The organism is Micromonospora desertarenae (assembly GCF_056150265.1).
Genome location: NZ_JAXCFQ010000025.1, coordinates 18,441 through 44,435, shown reverse-complemented (window position 1 = coordinate 44,435; position 25,995 = coordinate 18,441). Strand labels below are relative to the sequence as shown.

The 25,995-nt window shown below is 73.4% G+C and carries 17 protein-coding genes; all 17 read left to right on the top strand.

Translation table 11 applies throughout. The features are described from left to right. Window positions 1-933: 933 nt before the first annotated feature. Window positions 934-2,847, top strand: a complete 1,914-nt coding sequence (gene htpG, locus SM577_RS31535; RefSeq protein ID WP_302921423.1) for a molecular chaperone HtpG — start codon at window positions 934-936, stop codon at window positions 2,845-2,847. Between the two features lie 133 nt (window positions 2,848-2,980). Beyond that, window positions 2,981-3,409, top strand: coding sequence for a hypothetical protein (locus tag SM577_RS31530; protein ID WP_474588690.1), 429 nt, complete (start codon window positions 2,981-2,983; stop codon window positions 3,407-3,409). 438 nt (window positions 3,410-3,847) lie between these two features. Next, complete coding sequence (locus tag SM577_RS31525; RefSeq protein ID WP_474588689.1) at window positions 3,848-5,131, top strand: cytochrome P450; 1,284 nt, start codon at window positions 3,848-3,850, stop codon at window positions 5,129-5,131. A gap of 258 nt (window positions 5,132-5,389) precedes the next feature. Beyond that, complete coding sequence (locus SM577_RS31520) at window positions 5,390-5,863, top strand: helix-turn-helix transcriptional regulator (protein WP_302921426.1); 474 nt, start codon at window positions 5,390-5,392, stop codon at window positions 5,861-5,863. A 263-nt stretch (window positions 5,864-6,126) separates the two neighbouring features. Beyond that, entirely contained in the window at window positions 6,127-8,487 is a 2,361-nt protein-coding gene (locus SM577_RS31515) for a sensor histidine kinase (RefSeq protein ID WP_474588688.1), read from the top strand. Between the two features lie 17 nt (window positions 8,488-8,504). Then, complete coding sequence (locus SM577_RS31510) at window positions 8,505-8,909, top strand: roadblock/LC7 domain-containing protein (RefSeq protein ID WP_088994396.1); 405 nt, start codon at window positions 8,505-8,507, stop codon at window positions 8,907-8,909. Between the two features lie 48 nt (window positions 8,910-8,957). Continuing rightward, on the top strand, window positions 8,958-10,151 hold the full coding sequence (locus SM577_RS31505) for an ABC transporter substrate-binding protein (RefSeq protein ID WP_302921428.1): 1,194 nt from the start codon (window positions 8,958-8,960) through the stop codon (window positions 10,149-10,151). Beyond that, window positions 10,148-11,041, top strand: coding sequence for a branched-chain amino acid ABC transporter permease (locus tag SM577_RS31500; RefSeq protein WP_474588687.1), 894 nt, complete (start codon window positions 10,148-10,150; stop codon window positions 11,039-11,041). The genes SM577_RS31505 and SM577_RS31500 overlap by 4 nt, the downstream gene beginning before the upstream one ends. Then, window positions 11,038-12,051, top strand: coding sequence for a branched-chain amino acid ABC transporter permease (locus tag SM577_RS31495; protein WP_302921430.1), 1,014 nt, complete (start codon window positions 11,038-11,040; stop codon window positions 12,049-12,051). The genes SM577_RS31500 and SM577_RS31495 overlap by 4 nt, the downstream gene beginning before the upstream one ends. Then, on the top strand, window positions 12,048-12,791 hold the full coding sequence (locus SM577_RS31490; protein WP_302921431.1) for an ABC transporter ATP-binding protein: 744 nt from the start codon (window positions 12,048-12,050) through the stop codon (window positions 12,789-12,791). Before SM577_RS31495 ends, SM577_RS31490 begins: the two co-directional genes overlap by 4 nt. Further along, window positions 12,791-13,615: an ABC transporter ATP-binding protein gene (locus SM577_RS31485; protein WP_474588686.1), complete on the top strand. Its 825-nt coding sequence runs from the start codon at window positions 12,791-12,793 to the stop codon at window positions 13,613-13,615. Before SM577_RS31490 ends, SM577_RS31485 begins: the two co-directional genes overlap by 1 nt. Next, window positions 13,596-14,405: a class I SAM-dependent methyltransferase gene (locus tag SM577_RS31480; RefSeq protein ID WP_474588685.1), complete on the top strand. Its 810-nt coding sequence runs from the start codon at window positions 13,596-13,598 to the stop codon at window positions 14,403-14,405. Before SM577_RS31485 ends, SM577_RS31480 begins: the two co-directional genes overlap by 20 nt. Before the next feature lie 122 nt (window positions 14,406-14,527). Further along, a complete protein-coding gene (locus tag SM577_RS31475; protein WP_474588684.1) occupies window positions 14,528-15,700 on the top strand; it encodes a peptidoglycan DD-metalloendopeptidase family protein in 1,173 nt (390 codons plus the stop codon). A 691-nt stretch (window positions 15,701-16,391) separates the two neighbouring features. Continuing rightward, window positions 16,392-19,538, top strand: coding sequence for an OmpL47-type beta-barrel domain-containing protein (locus SM577_RS31470; protein ID WP_474588683.1), 3,147 nt, complete (start codon window positions 16,392-16,394; stop codon window positions 19,536-19,538). A gap of 16 nt (window positions 19,539-19,554) precedes the next feature. Continuing rightward, a complete protein-coding gene (locus tag SM577_RS31465) occupies window positions 19,555-20,523 on the top strand; it encodes a sugar phosphate isomerase/epimerase family protein (RefSeq protein ID WP_302921438.1) in 969 nt (322 codons plus the stop codon). Further along, complete coding sequence (locus SM577_RS31460; RefSeq protein ID WP_302921439.1) at window positions 20,520-21,725, top strand: multicopper oxidase domain-containing protein; 1,206 nt, start codon at window positions 20,520-20,522, stop codon at window positions 21,723-21,725. The genes SM577_RS31465 and SM577_RS31460 overlap by 4 nt, the downstream gene beginning before the upstream one ends. Before the next feature lie 188 nt (window positions 21,726-21,913). Beyond that, a complete protein-coding gene (locus SM577_RS31455; RefSeq protein ID WP_474588682.1) occupies window positions 21,914-25,951 on the top strand; it encodes a ThuA domain-containing protein in 4,038 nt (1,345 codons plus the stop codon). Window positions 25,952-25,995: the final 44 nt, after the last annotated feature.

The window sequence follows — 25,995 nt, the reverse complement described above, 5'->3', positions numbered from 1 at the left end:
CCGGGGGGGCGTGCTCGGCCCGTCGGGGGTGTAACCATCCGGGCCGGCCCGCCATTCCGGGGGCTCCGGCGCCCGGGGGCTTGCTTGGCCCGTCGGGGGTGTGTCAACGACCCGCAGCGGGCGGGCATTCCACCCGCGATCCGGCTGGGCCGCTACCCGCGAGGCCAGCACCCAGGGGGTGTGGCGCGGGTATGCCATGTTCAACGACCCCGACCCGCCACCGATTCCGCCGCCAGGGTGGCCCCGACCACCCCACACCGGCACCCACCCCGCACCCCGACACACCACCGGACACCGCGAACCGGACACCCGGCCACTCACCGGGCGGCCCGGCGACACCGGCTCGGCCCCTGCGGGCAGGCACCCACGGGCACGGTGTGGAGCTGATGTCGCCAACGACTCACCCATGACACCCCGGTGATCCACACCGTGTCCGCGATATGGGGGTGTCCGCAGGCTCGGATGCCGCGATATCCCCGACACGGAGTGGATCAACCCAGCCGACCGCATCCCGGGCCAGGTCGCAGACCGCCGGCGTCGCGGGGACGGCCAACCGCCGGTCAATCGCCGGAGAGCGTGATACCTCAGCGGCATATTTATGACCCTGAGGTATCAGCCGGCGCGCAAACCGCCCACCCGGCACGACACGCCCGGCCGGGCCGCCGCCGGATCGACGGGTTGGCCCGGCCGAGCAGTAGACCAGACGGTCAGACCGACGCCGGTCGCCCCCGGAACGTCCACCGGATCGAACCGGAACTACGGCGCGCAACAGGCGCGTCCCGAGCCGGAAGCCGCCGGAGAGATCCACAGCCACGTCGCGGCGGCGGGAGCACCCGGTGCCGGTGTCGGTCCCCGGACTACCCGGCGGGTGCGGTCGGCGACGGCTCGTATCCTTTCCGCGAACCCGTTGGACGCGAGAAGAAAGGACATGGTGTGACCGACCGGGCCGAAACGTTGGAGTTCCAGGCCGAGGCGCGTCAGCTGCTCCAGCTGATGGTCCACTCGATCTACTCGAACAAGGACGTCTTCCTGCGGGAGCTGATCTCGAACGCCTCCGACGCGCTGGACAAGCTGCGCCTGGCGTCGCTGGTCGACAAGGACCTCGCCGTCGACACCGCGGACCTGCACATCGAGATCGAGGTCGACAAGGCGGCGCGGACGCTGACCGTCCGGGACAACGGCATCGGCATGTCCCGCGACGAGGTGGTCGAGGTGATCGGCACGATCGCCAAGTCCGGGACCGCGGAGCTGCTGCGCAAGCTGCGGGAGTCGGCCGACGCGGGCGCGCGGCAGGAACTGATCGGGCAGTTCGGGGTCGGCTTCTACGCCGCCTTCATGGTCGCCGACAGGGTGCAGCTGACCACCCGTAAGGCGGGGGAGACCGGGGGTACCCGCTGGGAGTCCACCGGCGAGGGCACCTACACCGTCGAGCCGGTGGACTCCGCGCCCCAGGGCACCTCGGTCACCCTGCACCTCAAGCCCGCCGACGCCGACGACAACCTGCACGACTACACCGCCGAGTGGACGATCCGCGAGATCGTCAAGCGGTACTCGGACTTCATCGCCTGGCCGATCCGGATGACGGTCGAGCGTACGGGCGCCGAGGGCGACACCACCACCGAGGTGCAGACGCTCAACTCGATGAAGGCGCTCTGGGCGCGGTCCCGCGACGAGGTCGACGACGCCGAGTACCACGAGTTCTACAAGCACGTCAGCCACGACTGGGCCGATCCGCTGGAGATCGTGCACATGAAGGGTGAGGGGACCTTCGAGTACGAGGCCCTGCTCTTCATCCCCTCGCACGCGCCCCTGGACCTGTTCTCCCCGCAGGGCCGCCGCGGCGTGCAGCTCTACGTCAAGCGCGTCTTCATCATGGACGACTGCGAGGCGCTCACCCCGAACTACCTGCGCTTCGTCAAGGGCGTGGTGGACGCGCACGACCTGTCGCTGAACATCTCCCGGGAGATCCTCCAGCAGGACCGGCAGATCCAGGTCGTCCGGCGGCGGCTGGTGCGGAAGATCCTCGCCACTGTCAAGGACATGAAGGCCAACCACGCCGAGCGCTACCGGACCTTCTGGACCGAGTTCGGCGCCGTGGTCAAGGAGGGCCTGATCGACGACGTGGAGAACCAGGACACCCTCCTGGAGATCCTGTCCGTCGCCTCCACCCACGACCCGGCCGAGCTCACCGACCTCGCCGGCTACGTCGGGCGGATGAAGGACGGCCAGAGCGACATCTACTACGCCACCGGCGAGTCGCGCAGCATGATCGAGAACTCGCCGCACATGGAGGCGTTCCGGGCCAAGGGCTACGAGGTGCTGCTGCTCACCGACCCGGTGGACGAGGTCTGGGTCGAGCGCGTCGGGCAGTACGACGGCCGCACCCTGCGCTCGATCGCCAAGGGCCAGGTCGACCTGGACACCGAGGAGGAGAAGAAGGAGGCCGAGGCGGAGCGGGAGCGGCAGCGCCAGGACTACGCCGACCTGCTCACCTGGATGGGCGAGGCGCTGGCCGACAGCGTCAAGGAGGTACGCCTGTCGTCCCGGCTGACCACCTCACCGGCCTGTGTGGTCGGCGACGCGCACGACATCACCCCGACGCTGGAGAAGATGTACCGGGCGATGGGGCACGAGGTGCCGTCGGTGAAGCGGATCCTCGAACTCAACCCCGGCCACCCGCTGGTCGCCGGCCTACGCAAGGCGCACGAGCAGGGCGGCACGGAGGAGTCGCTGAAGGAGACCGCCGAGCTGCTCTACGGCATCGCGCTGCTCGCCGAGGGCGGGGAACTGGCCGACCCGTCGCGGTTCACCCGGATCCTCGCCGACCGGCTCGCCCGTACGCTCTGACACGCTCGCTCCGGGTGGCGGGCCGTGCCCGCCGCCCGGACCGGCTGCCCTCGGCGACGGCCCCGAGCCGGGTGGGTGTGCCAGCGGTCGGCCCGGCTGGATGCCGGCGGCGGGCGGCGGCCATACTCGCGCGGTGACCGAGCAGACCTCGCCGAACCGTCCCGGACTGGCCTCCGCGCTGCGGTTCGGCACCGAACTGATCGCCTGGGTGGCGACGCCGTGGGCGCTCGCCGGGTACTCGGTGCCGCTGGCGGTCGCCGCGGTGGCGCTGCTCGTGGGTCTGCCGACCGTCTTCGCGACACCCGGCGACAAGCCGCACGTGCTGGTGCCGGTGCCCGGCGTGGTCACCATCGCCCTGGTGGTGCTGCAACTGGTCGCCGCCGCCTGGTCGGCGTGGGTCGCGTGGCCCCGGGGCGTCGCGATAGCCGTGGCGGTGCTGGCCGTGGCCACGGTGGCCGCGGAGCTTCCGCGCTGGCGCTGGCTGCTGCGCGCCGGCCGGCGGCCGACCGCCGAGCCCGACGGGGCGACGGTCGGGCCGTCCGGGCCGCGGAGGATCGGCTGACCCGAGTCGGGCGGCCATAACGCCGACACGCCCGACCGGCCCCGCCCCCTTTTCAAGAAGTGATTGCGCCGGTCGCATTGGTCGATGGCCGGCGGTCGGGCCACGGAACGGGACGCGGATAGCCGCTGACCCACCGTAGGTGACCACATCCCGCTCGCGGCGGACGGACCGCTGCTGCCACCGTCGAAGAACGGGCGTCGGACGTGCCGTCGCCGTCTGGTAGTTTGGGCTGCTCAGAGGGGTGAAGGCGCGCAAGCGCCAGGCCGCAACTTGCACCATGGCAAGGGCTGCGCAATGAAAGAAATGCGCAATTCCCACCACGTTTCACATTGACGAACACAAATCTTGACTTGCCTTCGGAATTGCCGCACCGTGAAGGTCTCCGGTCGGCGGTGACTCCCGAATTCACTCGCCGTCAGAGCACTTCAGGAGGCGGTCATGCGGTTGAATCCGTTCGCCGGGGCGTATCTCGCCGATCCCGCGCAGGTGTGGCGGCGGATCCTCGACACCCCCGGCGGGGTGCACCACGACCCGGACCTCGGGCTGTGGTTGATCACCCGGCACGCCGACGTGCGCCGGGCGCTCGGTGACGTCGAGACCTTCGGCAACGCGCTCACCCTCGCCCCGGTCTACCAGGTCTGTCCGGAGGCGATGGAGATCGTCGTACGGATCGACGCGCCGCCCACGACCGCCGCCGCCGATCCGCCGGTGCACCCGCGTACCCGCCGGGCCCTGCGCGCGACGTTCGCCAACACCGCGGACCGGGTCGAGCAGCGCTACGGCCCGATCGTCCGCCGCCGGGTCGACGAGCTGGTGTCCCGCCTGGCCGCCCGTCCCGGTGGGCGGGCGGACCTGGTCCAGGAGTTCACCGCCGAACTGCCCCTGCTGGTCCTGCTCGACCTCCTCGGCGTTCCCGAGGAGGACATCGGGCGGGTCCGCGCCTGGGCGGACGGCCAGATCGCGCTGATCTGGGGGTGCCCGGAGCCGGCCGAACAGGTTCGGCTCGCGCAGGGACTGCTGGAGTTCTGGCACTACTGCCAGGACCTCGTGCGGGCCCGGCTCGACAGCGGCCGGTACGGCGACGACTACGTCAGCCAGGTGCTCGCGTACCGCGACGGCGACGACGAGGTGCTCACCGTGGCCGAGGTGTCGAGCATCATGTTCAACCTGCTGGTCGCCGGGCACGAGACCACGGCCGGGCTGCTCGCGCACGCGCTCGACCAGGCGCTGTCCAGTCCGGACCGGTGGCGCGCCATCGTCGAGGACCCGGGGCTGATCCCGGCGTTCCTGACCGAGACGCTGCGGTTCGCGCCCGCCATCGACGGCTGGCTGCGGGTGACGAACCGGCCGGTCACGCTGAGCGGGGTCACCATCCCGGCCGGAGCGCGCTGCCTGCTGCTGATCGGCGCCGCCAACCGGGACCCGGCGGTGTTCACCGTCGCGGACCGGTTCGATCCGAACCGGCCGGACGGCCGGGACCACCTGTCCTTCGGTCACGGACCGCACTTCTGCATCGGCGCGGCACTCGCCCGGCTGGAGGGCGAGATCGCGCTGGCCCGGCTCGCGGAGGCCCTGCCCGGCCTGCGCCTGACCGCCGACCACCGGCGGTCCTTCCAGCCCAACGTCGCGTTCCGCGCGCACCGGGAACTGCCGGTGATCATCGACCTGGCGCTGCCGGCCGGCGGACCGCCGGTGCCCGCCGCCGGGCGGCCGGCGGCCTGACCGGGCCGGCATGTCGACGCTGACCTGCGGCAGGAGTCGCGCCGAGCGTCCGCGCCGGTGCGGCGACCGCGGCGGACCGCGGCCGGTCCGACCGGGCCCGGCGGGTCGCGGCACCCGCCGCCGCACGACCACGCTCCGCAGTCGCGTCTTCACACCCGTCGCCCGATGGGTTAAGAATTGTCCCCTGCGAACGGCTACTCATCGCCCAACCTCGATCTGATGCCGACGCCGCACCGCCGGCGTCGTGAAGGTGAGCACATGGATCGCACGCCCCCGTCGAGCGCCGCGCACGCCGGCGCCAGCCGCCAGTTCCGTTCCGAACTGCGCAGGTGGCGTACCCGGCAGGGGCTCACCCAGCGGGCGTTGGCGGAGCGGGTGCGGTTCAGCCGCGAGACGGTCGCCGCCGTCGAGTCCGGCCGCCGGTTCGGCAGCCACGAGTTCGCCGTCCGCTGCGACGAGGTGCTCGGCACCGGCGGCCGGCTGGCGGCACTGTGGCCGCAGGTCGCCGCCGAGCAACTGGCGGCGGACGGCCGGCGCGGCCCCCGGTTCGGCGAGGTGGCCCGGCTCGACCCGGCCGTCGTGCCACCGGCGCCCCGGCGCGACGCGCGCGACCCGGAGGCGGTGGTGGCGGCGATCGACGAGCTGCGGGAGCTGATCGGGCAGGTGCTCGGCGGCCAGCCGGAGCCGGACGCCCCGCCGCACCCGTCGGGCGGCCGGACCGGCCAGGGCTGACCTCGGCGGGAGTCTGCGCCGCCCGGGGGCCGACGGCTCCGCCAACGCCGCTGACTGTGGGTACAGATGCTGGTACGGGCTGTTTGTACCACCGTCAGGTCTGGTCTGGACGCCCGGGTTCCGGCGCAATGAAACGTGCAATCGGCAAGGTGCAGATAGACCGTCGTAGATGAGCGCGGGAGTCAGTCTTGGCGTCGAGCACGAGGTCCCACGCGGCCCGACCCTACCCGACCCGCCGCCGCGGTTGGAAGATCGCCGGCCGGATGCGCCTCATCGTCGCGGCCCCGCTGGTCGCCGTGATGGGCTTCGCCGGCCTGGCGCTGACCGAGAGCGCCCGCCAGACGGCCCGGGCGAGCGACCTCGGGCACCTCGCGCAACTCGGCGCCGAGGCGGGCGACCTGGCCCACCGGCTGCAACACGAGCGCATCGTCGCCGCCGACCTGCTGACCCGTGGCGCACCGGAGCAGCAGGAGGCCTTCGCCGATGCCACCGCCGCCACCGACGCGGCCGCGGCCCGCTACCGCCGGCAGCGCGACCGGGTCCCCGCCGGAGCCGCCGCCGACCAGGCCGTCCTGCCCCGGATCGACGCGGCGCTGGACGGACTGCCGCCGCTGCGCGCCCAGGTCCGCACGGCGGCGCACGCCTCGGTGTCGGCGATGACCTTCAGCTACCGGATCGCCATCGCCGACCTGCTCAACCTCCGCGAGAGCGTCACCCTCGGGGTGGTCAACGCCCGGATCGCCGACGGCATCCGGGCCTCCGCGGCGCTGTCCACGGTGGCCGAGGCGGTCGGCCAGCAGCAGGTCGCCGTGCTGCGCGCGGTGGCGGCCGACCAGTTGACCCCCGCCATGCAGCAGGACATCACCGCCGCCCGCACCGGCTTCACCGAGGCGAGCCTCGACTTCCTGGCGCTCGCCCGACCGGCCTGGCGGGGTTGGTGGGAGCGGGCCGGCAGCGGCGAGGACGCCCTGGTGCTGCAACGGATGCAGGACGAGGTGTCGCGCACCCCGTCGGGCGACCGGCTGCGGCTGGACCTGGGCGCCTGGGTGACCGCCACCCAGCAGTGGTCGATCCGCCTGGCCGAGCTGCGGCAGCAGGTCGACGCGGCGGTGCTCGACGACATCCGGGCGGCGCACGCGGACCAGCGGCGGCGCACGGTGGTCGAGGCGGCCGCCGCCGTGCTGGCCCTGTTGCTCACCGCCCTGGTCACCTGGGCGGTGGCCCGCCAGATCACCCGGCGGCTGCGCCGGCTGCGGGACGCCGCCAACGCGGTCGCGTTCGAACGGCTGCCCGAGGTGGTGGCCCGGCTCCAGCACCCGGACAGCTCCTCGGTGGACCCGGACGAACTGGCCCGCCGCCAGGCCGCCGACGCCCTGGAACCGTCCAGCGACGACGAGATCGGCGAGCTGGGGCAGGCGTTCACCGCCGTGCACCGGGCGGCCGTGCGTACCGCGGCGGAGCAGGCGGTGATGCGGGCCAACACCGCCGACATCTTCATCCACCTGAGCCGCCGGGAGCAGCGGCTGGTCGACGCGGTGCTCGCCCAGGTCGACAAGGTCGAGCAGGACGAGACCGACCCGGAGCGGCTGCACCAGCTGTACACGCTGGACAACCTGGCCACCCGGATGGGACGGATCAACGCCAGCCTGCTGGTGCTCGGCGGGGTGGGGGTCGGTCGGGTACGCCAGCACGACGTACCGCTGCAACAGGTGCTCCAGGCCGCGCAGAGCCAGATCGAGCACTACGCCCGGATCCGCCTCGGCATGGTCGACGGCGACGTGGCCGTGGCGGCCGAGGCGGTCGACGAGGTCGTGCACCTGCTGGCCGAGCTGATGGACAACGCCACCGGGTACGCCCCACCGGAGACCGAGGCGTGGGTGACCGGGCGCAGCCTGGGCGACCGGGTGATCGTCCAGATCAGCGACGAGGGCGTCGGGCTCTCCCCGCAGCGGCGGCAGCAGCTGAACGACCTGCTGGCCCGCCCGCCCGCCATCGACGTTGCCGCCGTGCGGGCGATGGGGCTGGTGGTCGTGGGGCACCTCGCCGCCCGGCTGGGCGTGGCCGTCCAGCTCCGCCCCGGCCCGCGCCGCGGCACCATCGCCGAGGCGGCGCTGCCGGGCACGATGATCCGGCCGCTGCCCCCGGAGGAGTTCCTGCTCACCCCCACCCGACCGTCCCGGCGCGCGGCCCGCACCACCGTGGCCGAGCCGGTGTACGGGGCGGTCCCGCAGCCGCGGGCCGGGGCACCGACGACCGACCGGGTGCTGCCGGCGGCGCCGGTGTTCCGGCCCGCACCGTCCCCGCGCGATGACGCGCCCACCGAGGAGCTCGTCATCTTCCATCAGGTCAACCACTGGTTCCAGGCCGACCACGGCAACGGCACGGCCTGGGCCAGTCCGGCCGACGACGCCTGGCGTACGGCCGCCCGGGCGACCGAGCCCGAGGTCGCCGCCACCACCACCTCCGGCCTGCCGCGCCGGCAGCCGCAACGGCACCTGGTGCCCGGCGGCGTCACGGTGCCCCGGCAGCGGTCCGAGTACCGCGATCCGGCCCAGGTGGCCACCGCGATGGCCGCGTACGCGCGCGGGGTGGCGGCCCGGCGGCCCAACCTGATCAACAACTGATCCGACAGGGAGAGCACGTGACCGACCAACAGGATCTCGGCTGGCTGCTGGACGCCTTCGCCGAGCGCGCCACCGAGGTCAGCCATGCCATCGCCATCTCCGCCGACGGGCTGATGGTGGCCGCCACCCGGGGCCTGCCGCCGGACCGGGCCGACCAGCTCGCGGCGACCGGCAGCGGGCTGGTGAGCCTGCTCCGCGGCGCGGCCGCCTTCTTCGACGCCGGCGCGGTGATCTCCAACGTCACCCAGTTGGAGGGCGGCTTCATGTTCTCCATGGCCTTCAACGACGGCGCCTCCCTGCTCGTGCTCGCCGATCCGCAGTGTGACGTCGGCAAGGTCTCCTACGAGATGACCGAGCTGGCGAACCGCATCGGCGACGCGTTGACCCCGGCGGCTCGCGCGGCGCTCGCCCGCAGCCGCTGACCCCCGGCGCCCCCACGCCGGCGCTTCCATCCCCCCGTAGGAGAAGACATGTCCCTGACCACCCCGCGGCGTCGCCGTGCCCGCACCGCGGCGCTGCTCGCCCTCGTCCTGCTCGCCGCGACGGGCTGTGCCGACGACGGGCCGGGCGCCGGCCCGAACGGATCCATCAAGATCGGCCTGTTGGCGTCGCTGTCCGGCACCTACCAGGCGGTCGGCAAGGAGATCCGCGACGGTTTCGAGCTCTATCTCTCCACCCACGACGGCAAGCTCGGCGGCCGGAAGGTGGACCTGATCGTCGCGGACGAGGGCAACGGGGCGCCGACCGCGGTGCCCGCCGCCACCAAGCTGCTCAAGCAGGATCGCGTGCTCGCGCTCACCGGCATCGTCGGCGGCGGTTCGGTGGCCGCCGTCTACCCGCTGCTCAACGAGACCAGGGTCCCGTTCGTGGGCTCGAACGGGCGGCCGGAGCTGAAGGACGTGTCCCGGATCTGGCACACCTCCTACCTCTCCGACGAGCCGGGCGAGGCGATCGCCCAGCACGTGCGGGACAACGTCAAGGGCAGCGTCTACGCCATCGGCCCGGACTACCAGGGTGGCTGGGACGAGCTGCGCGGCTTCACCGACACGTTCGTCAAGGTCGGCGGCACGCTGGCCAACCCGGACGGCAAGACCACCTTCACGCCGTTCCCGACCACCACCAACTTCACCCCGTACTTCGCCCGGATCAAGGCCTCCGGCGCGGACGCCGTCTACACGTTCTACGCCGGCAGCGCGGCCGTCGACTTCGTCAAGCAGTACGCCCAGTCCGAGATCAGGGACCTGCCGCTGTACGCCGCCGGCTTCCTGACCGAGGGCGGGGTGCTCGACGCCCAGGGCGAGGCCGCCCGGGACATCTACTCGGTGCTCAACTACTCGCCCGACCTGGACAACGCGGAGAACCGCGCCTTCGTCGCCGCCTGGAAGGCCAGGTACGACGGCTCGCCGACGACGTACGCGATGGCCTCCTACGACGCCGCGGCGGTGCTGGACCGGGCGATCGCGGCCGCCGGCGACGACCCGACCCCGGAGAGCGTCAACGCGGCCATCGGTCAGCTCGGCCAGATCGCCAGCCCGCGCGGCACCTGGCAGTTCTCGCCGACCACCCACGCCCCGGTGCAGAAGTGGTACCTGCGCCAGGTGCGCCAGGACGGTCGGGCGCTGTCCAACACCGTCGTGGGTGACCTCGCCACCGTCGGCGGGTGAGCGCGGTGGCGGTCGACATCCCGATCGACCCGTACGTGGTACCGGCCCTGGACGGGGTGGCCTACGGGCTGCTGGTGTTCGTCGCCGCGGCGGGGCTGGTGCTCTGCTTCGGCGTCGCCGGCATCCTGAACCTGGCGCACGGCACGCTCTACGCGATCGGCGGTTACACCGCCGCCGCCCTGCTCGACGGCGGCTGGCCGAGCCTGCTGCTGGCGCTGGCGGTCGGGGTGATCGCCGCCACCGCGGCCGGCGCGCTGGTCGCCGGGCTGCTCACCCGGGTGGCCGCGCGCACCCACCTCACCCAGGCGCTGCTCACCTTCGGGCTGGCGCTGGTCGGCGGCAGCCTGCTGGTGCGGGTCTTCGGGCCGGACGACCAGCCGGTGCGGGTGCCCGCCGCGCTGGACGGGTCGGTGGTCGTCGCCGGCCACCGCTACGCCGCGTACCGGCTGGTCTTCATCGTCGTCGCCGCGCTGCTGGCCGGCCTGCTCCACCTCGCGGTGCGCCGCACCCGGGCGGGCATGCTGGTCCGGGCGGCCGTCGACGACGCCGAGATGGTGGCCGTCCTCGGGGTGAGCCCGACCTGGATCCGGGTCGGCGTGCTCGCCGCCGCCGGGGCGCTGGCCGGGGCGGCCGGGGTGCTCGGTGCGCCGATCATCGGGCCCGGGCCGGACACCGCCGACGCGGTGCTGCTGCTGTCGCTGGTGGTCGTCGTGCTCGGCGGTCTCGGCTCGATGACCGGCACGCTGCTCGCCGCGCTGGCCGTCGGGCAGATCCAGACGCTCGGCGTCGCGCTCGCGCCGTCGGCCGCCCCGTTCCTGCTCTTCGCCGCGATGGCGGCCGTGCTGGCGGTGCGGGCCCGGGGCCTGGCCGCCACCCGGAGGACGACGTGAGGGAGCAGGCCGTCCGCGCGCTGCGCCGCGGCGTGGCCGCCGCCGTGCTGGCCGGCCTGGTGCTGGCGCCGTGGGCGGTCGACGACTACACGGCGGCGCTGCTCGCCCGCACCCTGGCGCTCGGCCTGGTGGCGGTGAGCGTCGCCCTGCTCACCGGCGTCGCCGGGCTGCCCACCCTCGGCCAGACCGCCCCGTACGCGGCCGGCGCCTACACCAGTGCGGTGCTCGGCGGGCAGGTCTCCGACGTCGGGGTGGTGCACCTGGCGGTCGCGGCGGTGGCCGGGGCGGCGCTGGCCGCGGTGACCGTCCCGCTGGTGGTGCACGCCCGGGGCGTGGTGGTCCTGATGATCACCCTGGCGGTCGGTGAGCTCGCCGTGGTCCTCGTCGGCCGGTGGCGCTCGGTGACCGGTGGCACCGACGGGCTGGCCGGCATCGCCCAGGTCCGTCCACTGTGGGGGATGCCGGTGCTGGCCACGGACCGGGCCCGCTACCTGTACACGCTGGTGGTCGTCGCCGCGCTGGTCGGGCTGGTGCTGCTGGTGCTGCGAACCCGGGTCGGGCTGCTGCTGCGCGCCGGCCGGGACGACGAGGCGCGGCTGCGGGCCAGCGGACACCGGGTCTCGCTCCAGGTGGCCGGCGTCCACGTCGCCGCGGGGGCGGTCGCGGGCGCCGCCGGCTCCCTGCTGGTGGTCGCCCAGCAGTACCTCTCGCCGGCCGACTTCGGCTTCGAGACGTCCGCCCTGCTGCTGCTCGGCGTGGTGATCGGCGGCGCCGCGTCGGTCGGCGGCGCCCTGGTCGGCGCGGTGCTCGTCGTCGCCGGGCGGGACTGGCTGTTCGGCGCGCTCCCCGGGCACGCGCCGCTGGTGCTGGGGTTGGCCTTCGTGGTCACGGTCTACCTGCTGCCCGGCGGCGGGCACCGGCCACCGCCGGTGCGGGGCCGGCTGCTGCCGGACGTCGGCACCCGCCGCGCCGCCGGGGAGCGGCCCGCGCCGACGGGAGCACGGGCATGACGCCGCTGCTCTCCGCCCGGGGCGTCACGGTGCGCTACGGGTCGCTGGCCGCGCTGGACGGCGTGGACCTGCGGATCGACCACGGCCAGCGGCACGCGTTGATCGGACCCAACGGGGCCGGCAAGACCACCCTGCTCGGCGTGCTCGGCGGAGCGATCCCGGCGGGCGGCGGCCGGGTGCTGCTCGCCGGCCGGGACGTCACCCGGCTCGGCCCGGCCGCCCGGGCCCGGCGGGGCATCGGCCGGATCCACCAGCGCCCCGCCGTCTGGGAGACGCTGACCGCTGCCGAGAACGTCGTGGTCGCGGCGCTGCCGCACGCGGTGCGGCCCGGCCGGTGGCGCCCGAGCGGCAGGCGGCGCGCCGCCGAGCGCACCGCGGCCACCCTGCTGGCCCGGGTGGGGCTGCCCGAACTCGCCGGGGTCCCCGCCGGTCGGCTCGCCCACGGGCAGCGCCGCCAGTTGGAGATCGCCATGGCGCTGGCCGGCCGTCCCCGGCTGCTGCTGCTCGACGAGCCCGCCGCCGGGCTGTCCGCCGGCGAGGTCGAGCGGCTGGCGGAGTTCCTCCGGGAGCTGCCGCGCGCCGTCGCGGTGCTGCTGGTGGAGCACCGGCTGGACCTGGTGTACGCGCTCTGCGACACGGTGACCGTGCTGCGCGACGGCCGGCCGCTGGCCACCGGGACGCCGGCGCAGATCCGCGCCTCCGACCCCGTCCGGCAGGCGTACGCGGAAGGGGTGGCCTGATGCTGCGGACGGAGCGGCTCTGCGCGGGCTACGCCGGCGGGATCGTGCTGCACGAGGTGAGCCTCGAGGTGGCGGCCGGCACCGTGCAGGCGGTGGTGGGCCGCAACGGCGCCGGCAAGACCACCCTGGTGCACGCCGTCGCCGGGTTGGTGCGCCCGTCCGGCGGGCGGATCGAGATCGGCGGGACGCAGGTCGCCGGCCGGCAGCCGCACCGGATCGCCCGGGCCGGGGTCGGTCTCGTCCCGCAGGGCCGGCGGGTCTTCTCCCGGTTGACCGTGGCCGAGCATCTCGCCCTGGCCGCCGCACCGTGGCGGGCCGCGACGCCCGGCGAAGAGGGTTGGACGGTCGCCCGGATCCTGGAGCTGCTGCCCCGGTTGGCGGTCCGGCTGCGCCACCGTGGCGACCAGTTGTCCGGTGGCGAGCAACAGATGCTGGCGATCGCCCGGGCGCTGCTCGGCCAGCCCCGGGTGCTGCTGCTCGACGAACCGTGCGAAGGGCTCGCCCCCGAGCTGGCGGCCCGCATCCGCGACCTGGTCGGCGCGCTGGCCCGGACGGGGCTGACCGTGCTGCTGGTCGAGCAGCAGTTGCCACACGCCATCGCGGTCGCGGACCGGATCGCGGTGCTCGAGTACGGCCGGGTGGTCTACGACCGTCCCGCCGACGAGGCCCGGGCCGACCCGGGCGCGCTGGCGGCGATGCTCAGCGTCGCCGCGGTCGCGGAGCCGCCGGCTCCCCGACCGGTGCCCGGGCTCTGGGCCGGCTCCGGGCAGTTGACCCGACCATTCTCGACAGGGATGAGCGACGATGCCGACAGACATCCGTGACACGGAGTACACCTTCGACAACGGCTCCCCGGAGGCGGTGCCCCAGCTGCGGGCGCTGGAGTCCTTCCTGGATCCGATCACGGCCGCCCGGATCGCCCCGCCGCTGCTCGCGCCGGGCGGCCTGTGCTGGGAGATCGGCGCCGGCGGCGGCTCGGTGGCCCGGGCCATGGCGTGCGCGGTCGGCCCGGCCGGTCGGGTGCTGGCGACCGACATCGACACCGGGCACCTCACCCCGGCGGCCAACCTCGAGGTACGCCGGCACGACGTGCGTACCGACCCGCCGCCCGGGGACGCCTTCGACCTGATCCACGCCCGGTTGGTGCTGCTGCACCTGCCGGAACGGCGCCGGGTGCTGGGCGCGCTGGCCGCCGCGCTGGCCCCCGGTGGGTGGCTGGTGGTGGAGGAGTTCGACTGCACCGCGCCGCTGCGGGTGCTGACCGCGCCGAACGACGACGCGGCGAAGCTCTTCACCCAGGTGACCGACGCGACGCTCGGCATCCTGCAGAGCCACGGCGCGGACCTGGCCTGGGCGCAGGACGTGCACGCCGAGCTGGCCGCGGCGGGTCTGGTCGAGGTGGACACGGTGACCCATTCGCAGAGCTGGGCCGGCGGCTCGGTCGGCGCCTCGCTGTACGGGACGAACTCCCGGCAGCTGGAGCCGGAGCTGCTCGACGCGGGGCTGTCGCCCGGCCAGCTGGAGGCGTTCCGCAAGCTGCTGCGCGACCCGGGGTTCGCGGTGATGTCCTACCAGTTCGTCTCGACCCGGGGTCGTCGCCCGGTCGGGGGGTGACCCGCCGGTCGCCGAAACATACCTTCACCGTGCCCGACCCGGCGCGTAGACATTCTTCGATCGGTTACCTATCGTCGGCTCATCATGCAGCGACAACCTTCTATGAAAAGGGGTTGGCAATGATGAACCCACGACGATGGGCCGGCTTCGCCACCGCGACGCTGGCCACGGCGGGTCTGGTCCTGGCCGCCACGGTGCACACCGCCGTGGCGGCGCCGGCCGGCGGCACTGTCGAGGCGGCGGTGACCGCGAAGCTGCTGGGGCAGGCCCGGGTGGCCGGGGCGGTGGCGGCCGACCGGCCCGACACCCGGATCACGGTCACCCGGCGGGACGGCCGCTGGGCGTTCGGCACGGCCGTCGCGGTCGCGCCGCGTACCGAGGACGCGCATCCGGTCGGCGCGGTCTTCGTCGCGCACGGCCGGGCCGGCGCCTGGCGGGTGGCGTTCGACGGCGAGCCCGGGTTCGCCGCGTTGGCCGCCGAGTCGCCCCTGGTCAACGCGGCGGAGAAGGCGGTCTTCGGCACCGCGCCGAGCCCGATGTACGCCGGTGGCGACTACCGGACCGGGATGGCCCTGCCGTTCGCGGTCGGGCAGACCTGGACCCTCGGCGGCGGCCCGCACGGCTGGGGCGGCAGCGAGACGCCGTACAGCTCGATCGACCTTTCCGGGGGCGACCAGGTGGTCCGCGCCGCGCGGGCGGGCACCGCGTACACCATGTGCCAGGGCTGGATCCGGGTGATCCACGACCGGGGCTACTCGACCGACTACTACCACCTGTGGAGCAGCATCTCGGTCAACGGCGCCGCGGTCGGCCAGGGGGCGTATCTCGGCTACACCGGCACCGACGTCACCTGCGGCGGGGCCGCCTACGGCCGGCACGTCCACTTCGGGCTGCGGCAGAACAGCGCGTACGTGCCGATCGCCGGGCACGACATCGGCAAGTGGGTGTTCGGCAACGGTGCGGCGGCCTACCAGGGCGGGGCGCGGCACGGCTCGGCCTGGGTGGGCGCCGGCGGGGCTCTCCACAACTACGGTGCCCTGGGCCTCACCCAGGCGGTGGTGGACGCCAACGGCGGCGGCACGTTGACCCGCCGGGCCGGCCCCGGCACCGGCTACGCCGCGCTGGGGTCGCTCGCCGACGGCGCCACGGTGAGCGTCTCCTGCTCGGCGAACGGCACCACGCACACCGGCCGGTACGGCGCCACCGCGCTCTGGGACCGGCTCACCGACGGCAGTTGGGTCTCCGACGCGTACCTCTGGACCGGCGTGAACGGCCCGGTCAACGGCTGGTGCTGAGCCGAGCCCGACCCCCGGCCCGCGGTTCGGCGCGGATGCCGGGCGCCATCCGCCCGGTCCTGGCCGGCGTAGCACGACAGCTCTCCGAACGGCCGGCGGCACCATCGGTGCCGCCGGCCGCTGTCGTCGCGCGGGCGGTCCGGCGGTGGTTTCGACGACCGTCCGGACCGGACGGAGCAGGGATGTAACGCCGCCGTGGCGTGGCACGCTACGCACTTTCGTCTGTCTGGAGAAAAGTACTGGCGGCGTCAGCGAAAGGTCTGGACACGTCGAAGGCAAGTTAGTAGTGTCGGGACACATCAATATGTTTCATCGAGATGAACCGACGGCGCGGTGAGTCTCGATCGAGGCCACGGGCGGCGCAACACGTCCGGCGGCCACGGCTAGGACCAGGGATGGCACCCCGGGTCGGCGCCCACGCAGGCGCCCCGGTGCGCGAGCGCCGTGGCTTTGACCGATGCCCGTCCCCTCTCGACCCACACCCCGTCAGCTCCGACGCGGAACCGTGTCTGGTGCCGCGGGCGGTTCGGCTCGCCCGCTGACCCAGGCAGCACCCCCACAAGCAAGTCAGGACGACCGTGACGCCTGGTCACGGCCGGGGATCCCGTGCGGCCAGGGAGGGGGCGCACGGGCCGGCAGTGCAACGACATACGTCGATCAGATGAGTCCTTGGACCGTGAGAGAGGCATCCATGAACGGGTACTCACCGCCCGGCCGGCGCCCGCGAGGCCGGCTCCGCAGATCGGTCACCGCGGTCGCCACGGCGGTCCTGCTGATGCTGACCGCCGGGCTGGCCGCCGCGCCGGCGACCGCGCGTCCGCTGGACGCGGGACGGTCGACCGCCGGCGCCGCCGCGCCGCGCCAGGTGCAGGCCCAGGTGCTCACCTGGACCGCCGGCGACAACTTCCTGTCGTACCTGTCGGCGCCCACCACCGCCGTGGCCGGGCCGGCGACGCTGGTGTTCGAGAACAGTGCGGCGACCGGCAACACCACCGGCATGCAGCACACCCTGACCTTCGACACCACCAACCCGGCGTACAACAGCGACGTCGACGTGAACATCCTGGCCGACCCGACGGACGCCAACGGCGGCCGGTGGACCGTCGACGTGGTCCTCTCGCCGGGCACCTACCGGTACTTCTGCGCGATCCCGGGCCACGGCGGGATGAGCGGGCTGCTGGTGGTCACCGGCGGCAGCTCGGACACCACGCCGCCGACCGCGTCCGCGACCGTGTCGGGCGAGCGGGACGACAACGGGGCCTACCTCGGGGCGGCGACCGTGACGCTGTCGGCCACCGACTCCGGCTCCGGCGTCGACCGGGTCGAGTACTCCCTCGACGGCGGCACCTACGGCACGTACACCGCCCCGGTGACGGTCAACCAGCCGGGCCGGCACACGCTCACCTACCGCGCCACCGACAAGGCCGGCAACACCTCCACGCCGCAGTCGGTGTCGTTCACCGTGGTGGAGCCGCCCGCCCCGGACACCACGCCGCCGACCGTGACGGCCGCGGTGACCGGGCAGCGGAACGACGCCGGGGCGTACGTGGGGGCGGCGACGGTGACGCTGTCGGCCACCGACACCGAGTCGGGCGTCGCCCGGGTCGAGTACTCGCTGGACGGCGGGGCGTACGCGACGTACTCGGCGCCGGTGACGGTCGACCGGGTCGGCGCGCACACGGTCAGCTACCGGGCCACCGACAAGGCGGGCAACACCTCGGCGGCCCAGTCGGTGTCCTTCACCGTGGTCGACCCGCCGGCGCCGGACACCACCCCGCCGACCGTCACCGCCGCCGTGGCGGGGGAGCGGGACGACACCGGGGCGTACCTGGAGTCGGCGACGGTCACCCTCTCCGCCACCGACGACGACTCCGGCGTCGACCGGATCGAGTACTCCCTCGACGGGCAGCCGTACGCCGTCTACACCGCGCCGGTGACTGTCAACCAGCTCGGCCAGCACACCCTGAGCTACCGGGCCACCGACAAGGCGGGGAACACCTCGGCCGCGCAGTCGGTGTCGTTCACCGTGGTGCGGCCACCGGCACCGGACACCACGCCGCCGACCGTGACGGCGGCGGTAACCGGGCAGCGGGACGACGCCGGGGCGTACGTGGGATCGGCGACGGTGACGCTGTCGGCCACCGACACCGAGTCGGGCGTGGACCGGATCGAGTACTCCCTCGACGGGGCGGCCTACACCGGCTACTCCGCGCCGGTGACGGTCAACCAGGTCGGCGCGCACACGGTCAGCTACCGGGCCACCGACAAGGCGGGCAACACCGCCGCGCCGCAGTCGGTGTCGTTCACCGTGGTGCGGCCGCCGGCCCCGGACACCACGCCACCCACGGCGACCGCCACGGTGAGCGGCCAGCGGGACGACGCCGGGGCGTACGTCGGCTCCGCCACGGTCACCGTCTCGGCCACCGACGAGGGCACCGGCGTCGACCGGATCGAGTACTCCCTCGACGGGCAGCCGTACGCGGCCTACTCCGCGCCGGTGACCGTCAACCAGGTCGGCGCGCACACGCTCAGCTACCGGGCCACCGACAAGGCCGGCAACACCTCGGCGGCCCAGTCGGTGTCCTTCACCGTGGTCGACCCGCCGGCGCCGGACACCACCCCGCCGACCGTCACGGCCGCGCTCTCCGGCCAGCTCGACGACGACGGCGCCTACCTCGGCAGCGCCACCGTGATCCTCACCGCCGCCGACGCCGGCTCGGGCGTCGACCGGGTGGAGTACTCCCTCGACGGGCAGCCGTACGCCCGCTACACGGCGCCGGTGACGGTCAACCGGGTCGGCGGGCACACGGTCAGCTACCGGGCCACCGACAAGGCCGGCAACACCTCGGGCACCGCGTCGGTGACGTTCACCGTCGTTGCCAGCGGCGAGCCGGGCTGCCCGGTGCCGGACACCCGGCCGACGGTGTGGCTCGGCACCGTCGACAGCGGCGTGCCCAACCGGGTCGTCGAGGGCGCCTGCACGATCAACAACGCGATCGAGGACGAGCGGGAGTGGCCGAACCACGGCCAGTTCGTCAAGCACGTCACCGAGATCGCCGAGCACCTGCACCACCTGGGCCTGATCAACCACCAGGAGCACGGCCGCCTGGTCAGCGCCGCCGCCCGCTCCGGCGTCGGCAAGCCGGACCAGAAGAGCGGCTACCGGCCGCTGCTGGACTCCTCGGCGGCGTCGTTCAACCGGTGGGAGCAGGTCGGAGCGGGCGGCTTCACCCGCAACGCCGACGGGTCGATCACCAGCCGCGCCGTGCCCGGCCTGGGCATGCTCTGGCTGCCCACCGCCGAGTACGGCGACTTCTCCCTGAAGCTGCGGTGGCGGGACGACGCGCCGGGCACCGGCCGCGCCAACAGCGGGGTCTTCGTCCGCTTCCCGAAGGTGCACGGGCACCCCGCCGAGTCCCGGCCCGAGTGGGTGGCCATCAAGTACGGCCACGAGCTGCAGATCCACGACCGCCCCGACGGCGACCAGTACAAGAGCGGCTCGGTGTACGGCTTCGACCGGGTCGACCTCGCCGGCGCCCGGGTCACCCCGAAGGGCACCTGGAACGACTACGAGATCCGGGTGATGGGCCAGCACTACTCCGTGTTCCGCAACGGCGAGCTGATCAACGAGTACGTCAACACCCCGGACGCGGTGTTCAGCCCGCCCCGGGCCGACGACCCCGGCGGCGCCGGACGGCAGCACACCAGCGGCCACATCGGCCTGCAGAACCACGGCACCGCCGACGTCGTGAGCTTCCGCGACGTACGGATCGCGCCGCTGTCCCCGTGCTGCCCCGGCGGCGCGGCCTCCTCTGCCACCTCGAACAGCTGCTGCTGACCGAAGGGAACCAACCATGGCGAAGAACAGGATCGACCGCCGCGCCCTGCTACGCGGCCTCGCCGGCTCCACCGTCGCGGTCGGCGCGGCCAGCCTCGCCGGGGCGCTGCCCGCCGCGGCGTCCGGCGGCGCCTCCAACGGGCACCTGGTGCCGCGCGGGCACCTGGGCATCCAGCTCTACAGCGTCCGGGACAAGATCGCGCAGTTCGGCTTCGCGGCGGTCTTCGAGGAGCTGTCCCGCATCGGCTACCGGGAGGTGGAGTTCGCCGGCTACACCCAGGGCGCCGTCGGCCCGATCACGCCGGAGCAGATCCGGCGCCTGCTCGACGACAACGGGCTGAAGGCGGCCGGCAGCCACCGCGGGCTCGGCGACTTCCGGAACAATCTGGAGTGGGAACTGGACGTCGCCGAGACGCTCGGCATGCCGGCGATCGGCACCGCGTCGGCGCCCACCGGCAACCGCACCATCGCCGGCTACCAGGCCGCCGCGGCGGAGTTCAACACCTGGGGCGCCGCCGCCGCGGCCCGCGGGATCAAGCTCTACCAGCACAACCACACCATCGAGTTCAGCTTCGCGGTCGACCGGCCGGACGTGCGGCTGTACGACCTGTTCCTGGAGCTGACCGACCCCCGGTACGTGTTCCTGGAGCTGGACATCCTGTGGGCGTACGGCGGCGCCCGCAAGTACCCGGGGTTCCGCCCGGTGGACTACGTCAAGGCGCACCCGCACCGGTTCCCGCTGTTCCACGTCAAGGACGGCGTGCCGCTGCCCGACCCGCAGCAGGGCAACTCCTACCTGGACGTGGAGTTCGGCGCCGGCACCATCCCGTTCGCCGAGTTCTTCACCGAGCTCGACGGGGGTGGCCGGTTCACCTACCTGTGGGAGCAGGACACCGCGCCGAGCGCCCAGCCGAACCCGCCCGGCTCGCTGGGCGCCGCCGAGCGCAGCTACCAGCGGATCGTCGATCTGCGGGGTGGACGGTGAGCGCCTGGCGGCTGGTCGAGGACCCACCGCCGCCGGTGGGCGGCGGGGCCAGCGGCGGCGAGCGGGGCGGCGAGCCGCGCCGGCCCCGACCGAGCACCCGGCGGCTGCTGGTGGTGGCGGCCACCGTGCTGCTCACCCTGGTCGGCGCCGGCGGCCTGGCCGCAGCCCGCACCGGGTCGTTCTTCGCGGAACGGCCGGAGGGCTGCGCCAAGCCGGACCGCAGCATGCAGCTGTACGCGGTGGAGCTGCCCAAGGACGGCAACCAGGTCCGGCTCGGCTACGGCCTCACCCCGCAGACCGCCTCCTACCCGGGCCCCACCATCGAGATGACCGAGGGGGAGTGCCTCGCCATCACCGTGCACAACCAGGTGCCCGCGGCCACTCTGGAGCAGCTGCGGACCGACCCGGCGCACCCGCTGGGCGTCTCGTTGCACGTGCACGGGGTCAAGTACACCCAGCTCTCCGACGGCACCGTGCAGTCCGGTTCGTTCGTCCCGCCCGGCGAGTCGCGCACGTACACCTGGTTCGCGCAGCAGCGGAACAAGAAGACCGGCGCGCCGGGCACGGCCGGCCACTGGTGGTACCACGACCACGTGGTGGGTGGCCCGCACGGCACCCAGGGCCTCGGCGCGGGGCTCTTCGGCGGGCTGGTGGTCCGCCGCCCCGGCGACCCGAAGCCGGACCGCACCTACACGGTGGTCTTCGGTGACCGGCAGAGCATCAACCTGCGCCGGGGCGCGGCCGCCGACACCTGCGACGCGCAGCAGCCGCAGCCGGGGCCGACCTGCCTGGTCGCCCGCAAGGGCGAGAAGGTGGAGTTCATCGTCGTCGGCATCGGCAACGACATGCACACCTTCCACCTGCACGGGCACGCCTGGGCGGACAACCGCACCGGAGTGCTGCCCAACGGCGAACCCTTCGCCGACCTCGTCCCGACCATCGACAACAAGCCACTCGGCCCGGGTGACTCGTTCGGCGTCACGGTGACCGCCGGCGACTCGGTGGGCCCCGGCCACTGGATGCTGCACTGCCACATGCAGTTCCACTCCGACGGCGGGATGTCGACCATGCTGCACGTCCTGGACGAGAACGGGAACATGCCGCCCGGCCACGACCACTCGCACGCCCACCCGGCCGGTGGCACCGCGGCCGGCACCACCACCGGCGCGGACACCGCCGCCGGGCAGCACCAGCACAAGTGACCGCCGGCGGCCGCCGCGCCGCCGACGAGGGCCGGTGGCTGCCGGCCCGTCCGGAGCTGAACGGACCGGCAGCCACCACCCGGCACGGGTCACCGCCGTGGTCCGCGCCCGCCAACCCCGACCGCACCGCCTGCTCGAACCGCTCGGACAACGCACCTCCGCCACACCTCACCTGTGAAGGAGTCGAGATGGCTCAGCACCGCTCCCGGCTGTCCAGATGGGTCGGACGCCCACCCGTCGACGTCACAGCCTCCCCACGACACACCACCCGCCGGGCCGTACGACGCACCGGCGCGCTCGCCGCGAGCGCCGTGCTCGCGCTCGGGCTGCTGGCCCTGCCCGCGCAGGCCGCCGCCCCGGCCCCCGTGCGGGCCGCCGCCGACGCCGCGGCGGCGGTGAAGCTGCTGGTCTTCCACGGCCCGGTCGACCAGCAGGACGACCCGGTCGGCAAGGCCGTCGACGCGATCCGGGACCTGGGCGGAGAGCACGGCTTCGCCGTCGACGCCTCCGCCGACCCGGCCGTGTTCACCGTCGGCAACCTGGCCCGGTACCGGGCCGTGGTGTTCCTCTCCGCCAACGGGGTGACCTTGAACGACGCCCAGGAGGCGGCGTTCCAGGCGTACATCAAGGGCGGTGGCGGCTTCCTCGGCGTGCACGACGCGGCCCGCGCCCAGCCCAGCTCCGCCTGGTTCACCGGGCTGATCGGCACCCGGCCGGCGGCCGGCCTGCCGAACGCCGAGAAGCCGGTCAGCGCCACGGCGAGCGCCGAGAACCCGCCGAACGAGACCGCCGCGAAGGCGATCGACGGCTCGACCGGCACCAAGTGGCTGACCTTCAACCCGACCGGCTGGCTCGCGGTGAAGCTGGCCAAGCCGGTGGTGGTCAGCCGGTACGCGCTCACCTCGGCCAACGACTTCCCCGGCCGGGACCCGAAGAACTGGACCCTGCAGGGCTCCGAGGACGGCACCTCCTGGATCGACCTGGACACCCGCAGCAACGAGACCTTCCCGCAGCGGTTCCAGACCCGGCAGTTCAGCTTCAGCAACGACAAGGCGTACCAGCACTACCGGCTCAACGTCACCGCGAACGGTGGCGAGCCGCTGGTGCAACTGGCCGAGCTGTGGCTGATCGGCCCGGACGCCGGCCCGCCGCCGGACAGCACGGTGCAGGAGGCCGTGGTCGACCTCACCGACCGGCAGCACCCGGCCAACGAGGGCCTGCCGCTGACCATGAAGCGGTCCGACCAGTGGATCAACTGGGACCCGAGCCCGGTCGGCCGGGTGCACACCGTCGCCCAGGTCGAGGAGGGCACCTACAACCCGGGTCTGAGCGGCAACGGCGCCTTCCACCCGATCTCCTGGTGCCAGGACTACGACGGCGGCCGGTCCTTCTACACCGGCATGGGCCGCACCGAGGCCAGCTACACCACCGACAGGCAGTTCCGCAGCCACCTGCTCGGCGCCATCCGGTGGACCGCCGGCCTGGTCCGCGGCGACTGCCAGGCCACCGTCGCGTCGAACTACCGGATCGAGCGGCTGACCACCACCAACCAGCCCGGCCAGCTCGACCAGATCGGTGAGCCGCACGGCCTGACCATCGCACCGGACGGCACTGTCTTCTACATCGGCAAGGCGGCCTGCCCGTCCGGGCCGGTCGTCAGCTGGGACGACCCGAAGGTCGGCCTCGGCTGCGGCACCATCCACCGGTGGGACCCGAAGACCAAGCAGGTCAAGCTGCTCACCACGCTCGCCGTGATGGGCAACCGGGGCAGCGGCAGCGAACTGGTCAAGAACGAGGAGGGCCTGGTCGGCATCACGCTGGACCCGAAGTTCGCGCAGAACGGCTGGGTGTACGTCTACTGGATGCCGCACGAGTCGATCGACCGGGTCAAGCGGATCGGGCAGCGGACGGTGTCCCGGTTCACCTACGACGCCGCGAAGCAGACCATCGACCAGAGCACCCGCAAGGACCTGCTGCACTGGGACACGCAGATCCACAGCTGCTGCCACGCCGGTGGCGGCATGACCTTCGACGAGTCCGGCAACCTCTACATCGGCACCGGTGACAGCAACTCCTCTGGCGGCTCGAACGGCTACTCCGGCAACAACTGGACCCAGGAGTACCAGGGGGTCTCGTTCCAGGACGCCCGCCGGACCTCCGGCAACACCAACGACCTGAACGGCAAGATCCTCCGGATCCACCCGGAGCCCGACGGCACGTACACCATCCCGCCGGGCAACCTGTTCACCGGCAACGAGGAGGGTGGCGGCAAGACCCGACCGGAGATCTACGTGATGGGCGTGCGGAACATCGCCCGGATCGCCTGGGACCCGGTCAACGACTGGCTGACCGCCGCCTGGGTCGGCCCGGACGCCGGCGCCCCGAACCCGGAGCTGGGCCCGGCGAAGTACGAGACGGCCACCATCATCACCTCCGCCGGCAACCAGGGCTGGCCGTACTGCATGGGCAACCGGCAGCCCTACCGGGACCGCAGCAACACCGACGCCACCGTGCTCACCGGCTGGTACGACTGCGACAACCTGAAGAACACCTCGCCGCGCAACACCGGCCTGGTGAACATCCCGCCGGCCCGGGACAACATGATTTGGTACTCGCCGCAGGGCGGTGGCCCGGTCTACCCGAAGCGCGCCGACGGCAGCGGGCTGCCGACGTACCAGGTCGGCGACGAGACCTTCACCCAGCCGTACCTCAAGGGCGGCGGGCAGGCCATCATGGACGGCCCGACGTACCAGCGGGAGAACGTCGACGTCGACAGCGGCGTGGCGTGGCCGGAGTACTGGGACAACAAGTGGTTCATCGGTGACCAGTCCAACGCCAACAACCGGATCGCGGTCACCGTCGACCCGAGCAAGGTCCCGACCGCCGGGCCCCCGGCGTTCGCCGAGGACCTGCGCAGCATCATCCGCTCGGGCAGCGGCGGCACCCAGCTCCAGTCCTGGATGGACGCCAAGTTCGGCCCGGACGGGGCGCTGTACCTGCTGGACTACGCGGGCGGCTTCTTCAGCCTGCACCCCAACCAGAAGCTGATCCGGGTCGCCTACCAGGGCGGTCCGGCCACGCCGAACCCGAACCACGCCGCCGCGCGGGCGGTGGCGCCGAGCAACCCGAAGACCATCGCCTTCTCCAGCGCCAAGGCCGGTGGCGTGGCCTGGGAGTGGAACTTCGGCGACGGCAGCGCGCCGTCCCGCGAGGCCAACCCCACCCACACCTACGCCGACTACGGCACCTACCAGGCGACGGTCAAGGTGACCTACGCCGACGGGGAGGTGGCCACCGGCAAGGTCCAGGTGGTGGTCGGCTGCGCCGCGCCGGACACCCGCAAGACGGTACGGATGCTCGACACCGACACCGGGGTGACCAACCACGAGGTGGGCGGCGACTGCACCGTCAACGACCTGATCGACGACGAGCGCATGTGGACCGACCACGGCCAGTTCGTCAGCCACGTCGCCGGCGTGGTGGGCGACCTGCGCAAGGCCGGCGTCCTGGACAACCGCGAGGCGGCCGCGCTGCAGAAGGCCGCCGCCCAGTCGCCGATCGGCAAGGTCGCCGGCTACCAGCCGATCTTCGACGGCTCGGCGGGCTCGCTCGCCGACTGGCGGCAGGCGCCCGGCGGGTCGTTCACGCTCCAGCCGGACGGCTCGATCCGCAGCTCCGGCGGGCTCGGCATGCTCTGGTACGCCAAGCGGGAGTTCGCCGACTTCTCCCTGCGGTTGCAGTTCCGGGACGTCTCCACCGGCACCACGTACGCCAACAGCGGGGCGTTCGTCCGGTTCCCGGACCCGCGCACCCCGCTGGAGGAGCGGCCGGCCGGCAGTTGCGGCACGGTCGGGTCCGCCCGCAGTTCCCAGGCGTGGGTGGCGATCTACTGCGGTCACGAGATCCAGATCTACGACGGGCCCACCGGTGAGCCGCAGAAGACCGGGTCGATCTACAACTTCGACCCGGTCGGGCTGGACCAGGCCGGCGTGACGCCGAAGGGCCAGTGGAACGACTACGAGATCCGGGTGGTCGGGCAGCACTACACGATTACCCGCAACGGGGTCGTGATCAACGAGTTCGACAACACGCCGGGCAAGGCGTCGTCCCGCCAGGGCGACCCGCCGACCGACCTGCGCCAGTTCCTCAGCGGGTTCGTCGGGTTGCAGAACCACGGCACGAACGACCTGATCGAGATCCGCAACGTCCGGGTCAGGGAGCTGTAGCACCACCGGTGCCGGGTGCGGGGGAGACGCTCCTCCGCACCCGG